Consider the following 12601-nt stretch of genomic DNA (forward strand, 5'->3'; position numbering starts at 1 on the left):
ACCTCCTCCGGCGGTGGGCGCTCCGGCCCGTTCCGCGCGCCATCCCGGCGTCGCAGGCCGCTGCGGCGGCACTTCGCGCATCTTGCCGCGGTTACGACCTTGGTGGTGTGGCCTGACCGGCGGCCGGTAGGCGCGTGTTAAACTTCGCCGGTTTGCTGACCGCAAATCCCTTCGAGGACACCATGCCCCAGCTCGCCCAGCGCGTCGGTCGCGCCAAGCCCAGCGCGATCATGCTGATCGCCGAGAAAGCCAAGCAGCTCAAGGCTGCCGGCCGTGACGTCATCAGCTTTTCCATCGGCGTGCCGAACTTCCTGCCCGGCGAGCACGTGTACGCCGCAGCGCGCGAGTCGCTCAGCCACGATTCCGGCCAGTACGGCAGCAACCGCGGCGCCGAGGGGCTGCTGGATGCCTTCCTCAGGCACATCGAGGCGCTGGGCCTGACCGGCTACGGCCGCATGAACCTCTCCATCGGCATCGGTGCCAAGCAGGTGCTGTACAACCTGGCCGAGGCGATGCTCGACGAAGGCGACGAGATCTGCTTCGCCGCACCGTTCTGGACCACCTACCGCGACATCGCCGACATCGTCGGGGCAAAGGCGAACATCCTGCACTGCGGCCCGGACCAGAACTACAAGCTGGTGCCCGCGCAGCTGGAAGCGGCGCTGAAGCGCAAGCCGAAGGTGTTCCTGTTCAACAACCCGTCGAACCCCACCGGCATGGTCTACACGCGCGAGGAAATCGCCGCGCTCGCCGACGTGCTGGTGAAGTATCCGGACACCTGGATCATTACCGACGACATCTACAACTCGATGGTGTTCGACGGCATCGGCTACCACAACTTCGTGCACGTGAGGCCGGAGCTGAAAGACCGCCTGGTGTTCGTCGATTCGCTGTCCAAGACCTACGGCATGCCGGGCTGGCGCGTCGGGTTCATCGCCGGACCGGAGTCGGTGGCGAAGGCGGTCACCACGCTCAACTCCAACCACATCACCAGCATCCCGGAAGTGATCACCGCCGCTGCGGTGGCCGCGCTCACGGGGCCGCAGGACGTGCCGCAGGCCAAGTGCGCCGAGTTCGCCGCCAAGCGCGACACGGTGATGGCCGCGCTGAACGCGATCCCCGGCGTGGTGTGCCCGCGGCCGCAGGGTGCGTTCTACGCGTTCCCGGATATCTCCTGCGCGTTCGGAAAGCGCCACGGCGAACACACGATCACCGACGACGTGAGCTTCTGCGCCGCGCTGCTGGAAGCCAAGGGCGTGGCCTGCGTGCCGGGTTCGGCCTTCGGCGAGCCGCGCGCCATGCGCATCTCCTACACCTGCCCCACGGCCCAATTGCAGCCGGGCCTCGACCGCATCTCCCAATTCTTCGCCGAACTCACCTGAAGCCCCCTGTAGGAGCGCACCCTGTGCGCGATTGCTTTTTCCCAATCCGATATGAGGCAATCGCGCACAGGGTGCGCTCCTACAACGAACCCACCTCACTGAAGGAGTCCCACCATGAAAGCCCCCGTTCGAGTTGCCGTCACCGGCGCCGCCGGCCAGATCGGTTACGCCCTGCTGTTCCGCATCGCCGCGGGCGACATGCTGGGTCCGGACCAGCCGGTGATCCTGCACATGCTGGAGATCACCCCGGCGCTGCCCGCCCTGCAGGGCGTGGTGATGGAGCTGAACGACTGCGCCTTCCCGCTGCTCGCCGGCACGGTGGCCACCGATGACGTCAACGTCGCCTTCAAGGACGTCGACTACGCCCTGCTGGTCGGTGCGCGTCCGCGCGGCCCGGGCATGGAGCGCAAGGACCTGCTGGAAGCCAACGGCGCCATCTTCGGCCCGCAGGGCAAGGCGCTGAACGACCACGCCAAGCGCGACGTGAAGGTGCTGGTGGTCGGCAACCCGGCCAACACCAACGCGCTGATCGCCCAGCAGAACGCCCCGGACCTGGATCCGAACTGCTTCACCGCGATGGTGCGCCTGGACCACAACCGCGCCATGAGCCAGTTGGCCGAGAAGACCGGCAAGCACAACACCGACATCAAGAAGATGACCATCTGGGGCAACCACAGCTCCACCCAGTACCCGGACCTGCACCACGCCACCGTGGACGGCAAGCCGGCACTGAGCCTGGTCGAGCAGAGCTGGTACGAGAGCGACTTCATCCCGACCGTGCAGCAGCGCGGCGCGGCGATCATCAAGGCCCGTGGCGCCTCGTCGGCCGCCTCGGCCGCCTCGGCCGCGATCGACCACATGCGCTCGTGGGCACTGGGCACCGCCGAGGGCGACTGGGTCTCGATGGGCATCCCGTCGGACGGCTCCTACGGCATCGCCCCGGGCGTGATCTACGGCTACCCGGTGACCATCAAGAACGGCAAGTACGCGATCGTGCAGGGCCTGGAGATCAACGATTTCTCGCGCGCCCGCATGGATGCCACCGACAAGGAACTGCGCGAGGAGCGCGCCGGCGTCGAGCATCTGTTCGCCAAGAAGTAAGCCGCTTCGTTTCGGCTTGAGGGAAGGGCGGCTTCGGCCGCCCTTTCTTTTTGTTCGATCGTCGCCGACCTTGCTAGATGTTTCCTCAGCGTCATCCCAGCGAGGAGCTTTTCAACAGCCGGAGGCTGGTCAAGCTGGGATCCAGTGACTTCGCACCGCATTGGCGAGGCGGTGCGCGGATGGGCGTGCGCACTTGTTGCAGACTCAAAAGCGCTTTCGACGTCCTTCGGCCGCCAAGTCACTTTCTCTTGCTTGCCCAAGAGAAAGTAACCAAAGAGAACGGCACCCTGCGTCTGTCGTCCTTCCGCGCCGTTGGCGCTCCAGGCACGCGGGTCGGGCCGGGCTTTTCGACAGGGCTCCTGCCCTGACGAAAAGGAACGGGCGTCCTGCCCGTTCCCCTACGGGCCTTTTCGTCCCGACCCGCTCGACTCCCGAAGGGGGTTGAGTGACGGCTCGCTTTGCATCGCCGCGCTTCAGCGCATGTGGCGCGCCGAAATACAAGGCAGCGCTGCGCGCCCCCAATCCCTAAAATGCCCGACCGTTTTGCATGGTTGGGCACGCGCCGCATGAACATCGTCGTCAACGAAGAACTCAAGGCCTACATCGAGCCGATGACGCCCGAGGAATACGAGGCGCTGGAGCGCAGCCTCCTCGCCGAAGGTTGCCGCGATGCGCTGGTGCTGTGGGGCGAGATCCTGATCGACGGCCATCACCGCTACGCGATCTGCCAGCAGCATGGCCTGCCGTTCCAGACCGTGCAGCACCCGAACTTCCAGTCGATGGACGACGTACACCTGTGGATGATCGACCAGCACCTGGGACGGCGCAGCCTGTCGGTGTTCCAGCGCGGCGAGCTGGCGCTGCGCAAGCGCGACATCCTTGCTGCACGTCGCGCACAGGCGCGGGTGAAGTTGCCGCCGCTGCCACCGATTCCGGAAGACGCGGAAGCCGCCACGGAAGATGCGGAGCAGGTGAACGAACCGGCAGTCAGCACGCCGGAAGCGCCGGTGGAGGCACCGCCCAGCCGCGAGGCCTTGGCGAAGGCCGCGCGGTTGAGCCACACGCAGGTCGGGCTGATCGAGAAGATCCGCAAGCAGGCCGCGCCCGAGGTGGTGGAGGCGGTGAAGGCCGGCACGATCTCGATCAACGCCGCCGCCGCCGTGGCCAGCCTGCCGGAGGACGAGCAGCGCGCGGCGGCCAGCGGCGGCGACAGGGAACTGAAGGAGGCCGCCAAACGCGTGCGCGAGTCGCGGCGCAAGCCGAAGGAGATTCCAGCGGCGGGCGCGGAAGATGAGCTGCAGCAGTTGCGCCAGCGCGTGGCGGAGCTGACCGCCGAGGTCGCTTCGCTGCGCCAGCAGCTGGCCGAGCTGCAGGGCGGGTGACGGCGCGGCGCGACAGCTGGGCTGCGCGCCGGCCGAGCCGTCAGTGTGGGCGGGCGGTCGCGCTCGCCGCGGCCTCGCGCACGTAGGCGAGCAAGGCATCGTCGACCGAGCTGCCGGTACGCAGCTCCGGCTCCTTCGCATAGGCCTCGCGGATCTTCGCGTGCGTAGCCGGGTCGTCACCGGCATATGCGCGGAACATCGCCATCCAGCGCTGCGCCATGGCCTGCACCGCCGGATCGTGCGCTGGCACGCCGTCAGCGAGCGCGGCGCGCAGCTCGGCGATGAGTTCGGGCCAGGCGTACATCTGCTTGCCGTAGTGCTGGCGCATCCGTTGCATTTCGTGCTCGTCGAGGTAGCGCTCGAAGATCGCCAGCCGCGCACTCACCATGGATTCCTCCACGAAGCGCTCCAGAGCCGGCGTGATGCCGCTGCGTTCACGCATGCCCGGCTCCTTCTCGGTCATCGTGCGCAGCCGCAGCAGGAAGGCCGGGTTGTTGCCGGTGCCGCGGCCGACCATTTCCATCCACTGCAGGGCAAGTTGCTGCGCGTCGGCGTCGTCCGGCGTGGCGCCGCGGTCCATCGCCGACTGCACGGCAGTCACCAGGGCGCTCCAGGCCGGCAACACGTCCGGGTCGGTATGCAGCGGCAGGGCTTTCAATTCCTCGGGGGTGAAATACTTTTCGTACATCGTCATCTGCTCCAGCGTTTCCAGCCAGTCGGCCAGGTCGGGGGACTGTCCGGACGACAGCTGCGCACGCAGGTGCACCAGCCGTTCGCGCAGGCGGGCGGCATCGGCCAGGTCGCGGTCGAGTTGGGCGATCTGGCGATCCACCACCTCGGCCAGCGGTGGCTGCGGTCCGGACAGGGCTTGCCCGATGTCGGCCAGCGCCAGGCCCAGCTGGCGCAGCGCCTGGATGCGGTGCAGGCGTTCGATGTCCGCCTGCCCGTAAAGCCGGTAGCCGGCATCGGACCGCGAGGACGGGCGCAGCAGGCCGATCGCGTCGTAGTGGTGCAGGGTGCGCACGGTCAGCCCGCTACGCTTCGCCAGTTCGCCCACCGTCAGCTGCATCGTCCATTCCTCCATCCGTCCTGCGTGGCCGCCACGCTAAGGGCTCACGTTACGTGAGGGTCAACAGTAAGGCGATGACGGTCTTCGTGGCGATGTGCCAAATGTTGAACGGTTGAAGCTCTTCGCACGGCTCTCGGTGTCGGCAAAGCCGTTACTTGGTAAGGTCGCTGCTCGCCATGGTTGGTTGGCGGTTTTGGCAGTAGGACGAATGGCGGGCGGCGCGGCGTGGCAATGCGCGGCTCGGCTATGGCCTCATCCTGAAATTTACGACGACCAACTTTTCATTAGCCGCCAAGGATGAAAATCCATGAACAAGAAGTCAGTGCTGGCAATGGTGACTTTTGCAGGGCTTAGCATTGCCCTCGGTATTGTTTTCCAGCTCGTCCTCGAATCGACCGGGGTCGAGTCGGGCCTGGTCAGCCAAATAGCGGTGTACGTGTGTGTCTGTCCGGTCGCGCTCATTGCGGCACGCCAGGTAGGCGAGGTCACCCGGGTTGCTCTGTTGGCGGCCAGTTTTGTGGTCTTGTGCATCGAATTGGCCGCGATTGTTTATCTGCTGGACGCGATTGCCAAGCCAGCTGGCGGCCACGCGCGGTGGTCCGCTGTGCTTAATGCCGGCATGGTCGGCGATATTCTCGCCGCGCTGATCGCTCCCCAGATCTGGCTGTGGCTGTTCGACAAATGGGGAGCTGATCATTCCTCGATACCCTCTCAGGCTTCCGGCTCTTAAATCGCACGTCGCCGCATTGCTGGAACGTGCACTGCCCGAGTGTGGCCATGTGGATTGGCGGCCTGGCTCACGCATTGGTCAGCACGGCTGAGGTCCGCAGGCGGCTTCATGACTCGTCGCTCCGGTTCCGACGAAAGTCTTGTCATACGGTGGATGGCGCTTGGTATATCGTCGGACGGATATTCCGCATGCGGGGTGAGCCATGGGCTACGACGAGTTCTACCGGCAGTCGATCGATGAGCCGGAACGGTTCTGGGGCGAGCAGGCGCGGCTGATCCACTGGGAGACGCCGCCACAGCAGATCCTCGATGCCACGAAGCTGCCGTTCCGCCAGTGGTTCGTCGGCGGCACCACCAACCTCTGCTACAACGCGGTGGATCGGCATCTGGCCGAGCGCGGCGAGCAGCTGGCGCTGGTGGCGATCTCCACCGAGACCGGCGTTACCGAGGAGATCAGCTATCGCGTGCTGTACCGCGAGGTGAACCGCTTTGCCGGCATCCTCAAGGGCCTGGGCGTGGGTCGCGGCGATCGCGTGGTGATCTACATGCCGAACATGGCCGAAGCGGTGTACGCGATGCTGGCGTGCGCGCGCATCGGTGCGATCCACTCGGTGGTGTTCGGTGGCTTTGCCGCGCACAACCTTGCGCTGCGCATCGACGACGCGGAGCCCAAGCTGCTGATCTGCGCCGATGCCGGCATGCGCGGCGGCAAGGTGATCCCGTACAAGCCGCTGGTGGATGCGGCGCTGGCCGAGGCGAAGGCACCGCCACCACACGTGCTGATCGTCAGCCGCGGGCTGGACAAGGACATGCAGCGGGTCGCCGGTCGCGATGTCGACTACGCCCGCCTGCGCGCCGAACACATGAACGACGAGGTGCCGGTGGAATGGCTCGAATCGAACGAGCCCAGCTACCTGCTCTACACGTCGGGCACCACCGGCAAACCCAAGGGCATCCAGCGCGACGTGGGCGGTTACGCGGTGGCGATGGCGATGTCCACGCGCCTGGTGTTCGACATCGGGCCGGGGCAGGTGATGTTCTCCACCTCCGACGTCGGTTGGGCGGTGGGCCACTCGTACAACGTGTATGGCCCGTTGATCGTCGGCGCGACGTCGCTGCTCTACGAAGGACTGCCGACGAATCCCGACCCCGGCATCTGGTGGCGGCTGTGCGAGAAGTATCGCGTGCGCACCATGTTCTCCTCACCCACCGGCATCCGCCTGCTGAAGAAGCAGGACGTGTCGTGGCTGAAGAACGCGGACCTTTCCTCGCTCAAGTGGCTGTTCCTCGCTGGCGAGCCGCTGGACGAACCGACCGCGCACTGGATCACCGACGGTCTCGGGGTGCCGGTGATCGACAACTACTGGCAGACCGAGACCGGCTGGCCGGCGCTCACCCTGATGCCGGGGCTGGAGTTGAAGCCGGTGAAGTGGGGTTCCCCGGGCCTGCCCGCTCCGGGCTACCGCATGAAGGTCATCAACGAGACCACCGGCGAGGAAGCCGCCGCGGGCGAGAAGGGCGTACTGGTGATGGTGCCGCCGCTGCCGCCGGGCTGCCTGACCACGGTGTGGCGCGACGACGATCGCTACGTCAACAGCTACTTCAGCCACTTCAGGGAGCTGCTGTACAGCTCGCTGGACTGGGCGATCCGCGACGCGGACGGCTACACCAACATCCTCGGCCGCACCGACGACGTGATCAACGTGGCCGGGCATCGCCTGGGCACGCGCGAGATCGAGGAGTCCGTCGCCACCTATGCGTCGGTGGCCGAGGCGGCGGTGATCGGCATGAAGGACGATCTCAAGGGGCAGGTGCCGGTGGTGTTCGCCACGCTCAAGCAGGGCGCCACCGCCTCGTCGGAGGAGGCGGCGCGCGGCATGCAGCAGGCGGTGACCGAGCAGCTCGGCGCGATCGCCCGGCCCGCGCGCATCTACGTGGTGAATGCCTTGCCGAAGACCCGCTCGGGAAAGCTGCTGCGCCGCTCGCTGCAGGCACTGGTGCAGCACACCGATCCGGGCGACCTGTCCACGCTGGACGATCCGTCGTCGCTCGATGAGGTGCGCAAGGCGCTGGAGCGGGGGCCGGACCTGGGCTGACGATTTGTCGTAGGAGCGCACCCTGTGCGCGAATGCTTTTGCCCGTGATCGACATCAAAACCAAGAGCCTTCGCGCACAGGGTGCGCTCCTACAGCAGGGTATGGATGCCGGCGGCCCCGCTCAGGCCGCCACCGCTTCTGGCTTCGCCGCCACCGGCAGACGCATCAGGTGGTCGAAGGCGCTCAGCGCCGCGGTGGAGCCGGCACCCATGGCGATCACGATCTGCTTGTACGGTACCGTGGTGGCGTCGCCGGCGGCGAACACGCCCGGTACCGAGGTCTCGCCGCGGTCGTTGATGACGATCTCGCCGCGGGCCGACAGTTCCACCGTGCCCTTCAGCCACTCGGTATTCGGCAGCAGGCCGATCTGCACGAAGATGCCTTCCAGGTCGATCGTGTGGGTGTTGCCGCTGACGCGGTCGGTGTAGACGAGTCCGTTGACCTTCTGGCCGTCGCCCAGCACCTCGGTGGTCTGCGCGTTCACCAGGATCGCCACGTTCGGCAGGCTGCGCAGCTTGCGCTGCAGGACTTCGTCGGCGCGCAGCTGGCTGTCGAACTCGAGCAGGGTGACGTGGCTGACGATGCCGGCCAGGTCGATCGCCGCCTCCACGCCGGAGTTGCCGCCGCCGATCACCGCCACGCGCTTGCCCTTGAACAGCGGGCCGTCGCAGTGTGGGCAGTAGGCCACGCCCTTGTTGCGGTAGTCGTTCTCGCCCGGCACGTTCATCTGCCGCCAGCGCGCGCCGGTGGAGAGGATCACGGTCTTGGACTTCAGCGCGGCGCCGTTCTCCAGCTGCACCTGGACCAGGCCACCGGTGGCTTCGCTGGCAGGAATGAGCCTGGTCGCGCACTGCAGGTTCATCACGTCGACCTCGTGCTCGCGCACGTTCTGCTCCAGCGCGGCGGCGAGCTTCGGGCCTTCGGTGTGCGGCACCGAGATCAGGTTCTCGATGCCCATGGTGTCCAGCACCTGGCCGCCGAAGCGCTCGGCGGCGACGCCGGTGCGGATGCCCTTGCGCGCGCTGTAGATCGCCGCCGCCGCGCCGGCCGGGCCGCCGCCGACGATCAGCACGTCGAAGGCGTCCTTGGTCTTGAGCTTCTCGGCGTCACGCCTGGCGGCACCGGTGTCGAGCTTGGCGACGATCTGTTCCAGGCTCATGCGGCCCTGGTCGAACACCTCACCGTTGAGATAGACGGTGGGCACCGACATCACCTGGCGGGCATCCACCTCGTCCTGGAACAGCGCGCCGTCGATGGCAATGTGCTTGATCTTCGGATTCAGCACGCTCATCAGGTTGAGCGCCTGCACCACGTCCGGGCAGTTCTGGCAGGACTGCGAGAAATAGGTCTCGAAGACGAAGTCGCCGTCGAGGCTCTTTACCTGCTCGATCACGTCCTGCGTGGCCTTGGACGGATGACCGCCGACCTGCAGCAGCGCGAGCACGAGCGAGGTGAATTCGTGGCCCATCGGGATGCCGGCGAAGCGCACGCCGATGTCCGTGCCCACACGGTTGATCGCAAAGGACGGCTTGCGCGCGTCGTCGTCGCGGCGCACCAGGGTGATCCGGTCCGAGAGCGAGGCGATTTCTTCCAGCAGCTCGTGCAGCTCGGCGGACTTGGCGCCGTCGTCGAGCGACTCGACGATCTCGATCGGCTGCGTGACCTTCTCGAGGTAGGCCTTCAACTGGGCGGAGAGATTGGCGTCCAACATGGCGATGTCCCTGATGATGGGGTGAGTCTGGCGAGCGCCCGGGAAAATCCCGGGCGTCGCGAGCGTTCAATGGGAGAACGAAAGGTCCGGGTGATCCGCGGACCGGGCGCGCGCATCGGGGCGATGCGCGCGCCGGGCGGCATCAGATCTTGCCGACCAGGTCCAGCGACGGGGCGAGGGTCTTCTCGCCTTCCTTCCACTTGGCCGGGCACACCTCGTTCGGGTGGGCGGCGACGTACTGGGCGGCCTTGAGCTTGCGCAGGGTCTCGGTGACGTCGCGGGCGATCGCGTTGTCGTGGATCTCCAGCGTCTTGATCACGCCTTCCGGGTTGATGATGAAGGTGCCGCGCAGGGCCAGGCCTTCCTCTTCGATGTGCACGTCGAACGCGCGGGTCAGCTGGTGGGTCGGGTCGCCGACCAGCGCGAACTTGGCCTTGCCCACTGCCGGAGAGGTCTCGTGCCACACCTTGTGCGAGAAGTGGGTGTCGGTGGTGACGATGTACACCTCGGCGCCGGCCTTCTTGAACTCCTCGTAGTGCTCGGCAGCGTCCTCGACCTCGGTCGGGCAGTTGAAGGTGAAGGCGGCCGGCATGAAGATCACGACGGACCACTTGCCCTTCAGGTCGGCATCGGTCACCTCGATGAACTTGCCATCCTTGAACGCATTCGCCTTGAACGGCTTGATTTCGGTGTTGATCAGGGACATTGCAGCTTCCTGTGGTTGGTGGATGGTGGGTTGGTGCGTCGGGCATCGCCGAAGCCAATGCCTGTAGCTTACGGGCTTGCTGTGCGATGCAGCAAATCGATTGATTGGATAGTGTCGATTTGCTTTATCTATCGTAAGGCGCTCCCGTATTTCACTCTGCCCGGGGTGGCATGAGGCCGGCGTAAGTGGCGCGGGGCCGGATGAGTCCACCCTCCGCCCGTTGTTCCAGCGCGTGGGCCAGCCAGCCGGCCATGCGGCTGGCGGCGAACACGGCCAGGCCGCGTCCGGCCTCCCAGCCATAGGTGATGGCGATCGCTGCCAATGCGAAGTCCAGACTGGGATGCTGCCCGGTGGCGGCCTCCACCGCGCTGGTCAGGCGCTGGATGCTCGCGACCGAACTCCGCCGCGGGTGCTGCCGCGCCAGCGTATCGAGCAGGAGCGATGCGCGGGGATCGCCTTCGGGATAGAGCGGATGCCCGAACCCGGCCAGCGGTTCGCCGCGGCGGAGCAGGTCGCGCACCAGCACCTCGGCATCGCGTTCCCGTGACGCCTGGCGGAGCAGGGCATGGGCACGAGCCGTGGCGCCACCGTGCTTCGGTCCTGACAGTGCCGCCAGGCCGGCCCCGACCGCCGCGTGCAGACTGGCGCCGGTGGATGCGGCGACCCGCGTGGCGAAGGCCGAGGCGTTCAGTTCGTGGTCGGCGCATAACACCAGCGCGGCGCGCAGCAGTTCGGGCAGCTCCCTGGCGTTCGGCTGCCAGCAGGCGGCCATGCGGGCGTGGATCGGCTGCGCATCCGGCTCGGCCCGGCAGAGCAGGGCGGCCGTCTCCCGCAGAAGCTGTGCGGCTGCCAGGCGCTGCTGCTCGGGATCGCTGCTGTGCGGATAGTCGGCGCTGAGCCCGAGCAGGGGGAGTGCGGCAGCGGTCCGTTCCAGCGGCGGGAGGTCCGCATGACGCATCAGACCGGCGACTTCCACCGGCCAGCTGCGGCGGGGCGGCGCAGCGAAGGGATCCTGCGCCAGTGCGTCCCACAGCAGCCGGGCCACCTGTTCCAGCGAGGCGCCGTCCCGGGCCAGTGCCAATGCCGACTGCCCCCGGTAATAGTAACCATGCGGGCGGATCAGCGAGATCCGTGTCTCCATCACCGGCAAGCCCCAGGTGAGGCTGTGCGCCGCTCCCTGCGCCGCACCGCGACCGGCCTGGCGCCGCTCGATCAGTTGCGCGACGTCCTCGGCGAGATAGATCCGGCTGCGGCCGTCGGGGCCGGGGCGGGAGTCGATCTTGCCGCGGCTGACGTACGCGTAGAGCGTCGCCAGGCTGACGCCGAGGCGTTCGGCTGCGTCCTGCGCGGAGAGATAGTCGCTGGCCATGTCGATATGTTGATCATTTTGATCAAGATTGATCAACCTATTTCGTCGGCCTACAGTGCGCGGCAGCGAAAACCGGTGGCTGGCCACGACGGGTGTGCACGGTCGCATCGCAGCACTGCGCCGGACCCCGTCGCCTACACTATGCGATTCAGGAGATTCCCCATGACAGCCCAAGCTTCCGCCGGCGCCCGCTTCCGCGCCGCCCTCTCCGAAGAGACCCCGCTGCAGGTGATGGGCGCCATCACCGCCTATGCGGGCCTGATGGCGAAGCGGGTCGGCTACAAGGCGCTGTACCTGTCCGGCGGCGGCGTGGCCGCCAACTCGCTGGGCATGCCAGACCTGGGCATCAGCACGATGGAAGACGTGCTCACCGACGCGCGCCGCATCGTCGACGCCACCGGCATGCCGCTGCTGGTCGACATCGACACCGGCTGGGGTGGCGCCTTCAACATCGGCCGCACGATCCGGTCGTTCATCAATGTCGGCGTCGCCGCCGTGCACATCGAGGACCAGGTCGGCCAGAAGCGCTGCGGCCACCGTCCCGGCAAGGAAGTGGTGCCGAAGGAAGAGATGGTCGACCGCGTCAAGGCCGCGGTGGATGCGCGCACCGACGCCGGCTTCGTGATCATGGCGCGCACCGACGCGGCTGCGGCCGAAGGTATCGACGCCGCCATTGACCGCGCCTGCGCCTACGTCGAGGCGGGCGCGGACATGATCTTCCCCGAGGCGATGAAGACGCTGGACGACTACCGCAGGTTCAAGGCGGCGGTGAAGGTACCGATCCTGGCCAATCTCACCGAATTCGGCTCCACCCCGTTCTTCACCACCGACGAGCTGCGCTCGGCCCACGTGGACATCGCGCTGTACTGCTGCGGCGCCTACCGCGCCATGAACAAGGCCGCGCTGAACTTCTACGAGACGGTGCGCCGCGAAGGCACCCAGAAGAACCTCATCGACACGCTGCAGACGCGCGCCGAGCTGTACGACTTCCTCGGCTACCACGCCTACGAGGACAAGCTCGACGCCCTGTTCGCCAAGAAGCACTGAAGCCAGTCA

At 66.8% G+C, this 12601-nt stretch carries 10 protein-coding genes; 6 read left to right on the forward strand and 4 right to left on the reverse strand.

The features are described from left to right. The first annotated feature begins 182 nt into the window (after positions 1 to 182). The 3 genes from ATSB10_RS00980 (at position 183) to ATSB10_RS00990 (ending at position 3865) form a co-directional block, all read left to right on the forward strand. The gene (locus ATSB10_RS00980) at positions 183 to 1382 is read left to right on the forward strand and encodes a pyridoxal phosphate-dependent aminotransferase (protein WP_063674279.1); all 1200 of its coding nucleotides are present in this window, start codon (positions 183 to 185) and stop codon (positions 1380 to 1382) included. Positions 1383 to 1496: 114 nt separating this feature from the next. Next, positions 1497 to 2483: a malate dehydrogenase gene (locus tag ATSB10_RS00985; protein WP_063670016.1), complete on the forward strand. Its 987-nt coding sequence runs from the start codon at positions 1497 to 1499 to the stop codon at positions 2481 to 2483. Between the two features lie 566 nt (positions 2484 to 3049). After that, positions 3050 to 3865, forward strand: coding sequence for a hypothetical protein (locus ATSB10_RS00990; RefSeq protein WP_063674280.1), 816 nt, complete (start codon positions 3050 to 3052; stop codon positions 3863 to 3865). A gap of 40 nt (positions 3866 to 3905) precedes the next feature. Here the strand turns inward: ATSB10_RS00990 and ATSB10_RS00995 are convergent, their stop codons facing one another. Further along, positions 3906 to 4934: a MerR family transcriptional regulator gene (locus ATSB10_RS00995; protein ID WP_063670017.1), complete on the reverse strand. Its 1029-nt coding sequence runs from the start codon at positions 4932 to 4934 to the stop codon at positions 3906 to 3908. Positions 4935 to 5241: 307 nt separating this feature from the next. Here ATSB10_RS00995 and ATSB10_RS01000 point away from each other — a divergent pair, with 307 nt between their 5' ends. Both ATSB10_RS01000 and prpE read left to right on the forward strand, forming a co-directional pair. Next, positions 5242 to 5664 carry a hypothetical protein gene (locus tag ATSB10_RS01000; protein ID WP_063670018.1) on the forward strand — a complete coding sequence of 141 codons (423 nt, stop codon included), beginning with the start codon at positions 5242 to 5244 and terminating at the stop codon, positions 5662 to 5664. Between the two features lie 202 nt (positions 5665 to 5866). Beyond that, positions 5867 to 7759, forward strand: a complete 1893-nt coding sequence (gene prpE / locus ATSB10_RS01005; protein WP_063670019.1) for a propionate--CoA ligase — start codon at positions 5867 to 5869, stop codon at positions 7757 to 7759. A gap of 121 nt (positions 7760 to 7880) precedes the next feature. On the opposite strand, the gene ahpF is transcribed toward prpE, so the two are convergent. From ahpF to ATSB10_RS01020, 3 genes are all read right to left on the reverse strand, one after another. Continuing rightward, on the reverse strand, positions 7881 to 9470 hold the full coding sequence (gene ahpF, locus ATSB10_RS01010; protein ID WP_063670020.1) for an alkyl hydroperoxide reductase subunit F: 1590 nt from the start codon (positions 9468 to 9470) through the stop codon (positions 7881 to 7883). A 142-nt stretch (positions 9471 to 9612) separates the two neighbouring features. After that, positions 9613 to 10176 carry an alkyl hydroperoxide reductase subunit C gene (gene ahpC, locus ATSB10_RS01015; protein WP_063670021.1) on the reverse strand — a complete coding sequence of 188 codons (564 nt, stop codon included), beginning with the start codon at positions 10174 to 10176 and terminating at the stop codon, positions 9613 to 9615. A gap of 151 nt (positions 10177 to 10327) precedes the next feature. After that, on the reverse strand, positions 10328 to 11545 hold the full coding sequence (locus tag ATSB10_RS01020) for a citrate synthase family protein (RefSeq protein WP_063670022.1): 1218 nt from the start codon (positions 11543 to 11545) through the stop codon (positions 10328 to 10330). A gap of 162 nt (positions 11546 to 11707) precedes the next feature. Between ATSB10_RS01020 and prpB the strand changes: the two genes are divergently transcribed. Further along, positions 11708 to 12592, forward strand: coding sequence for a methylisocitrate lyase (gene prpB, locus ATSB10_RS01025; RefSeq protein ID WP_063670023.1), 885 nt, complete (start codon positions 11708 to 11710; stop codon positions 12590 to 12592). Positions 12593 to 12601: the final 9 nt, after the last annotated feature.

The organism is Dyella thiooxydans (genome assembly GCF_001641285.1).
Lineage (GTDB): Bacteria > Pseudomonadota > Gammaproteobacteria > Xanthomonadales > Rhodanobacteraceae > Dyella_A > Dyella_A thiooxydans.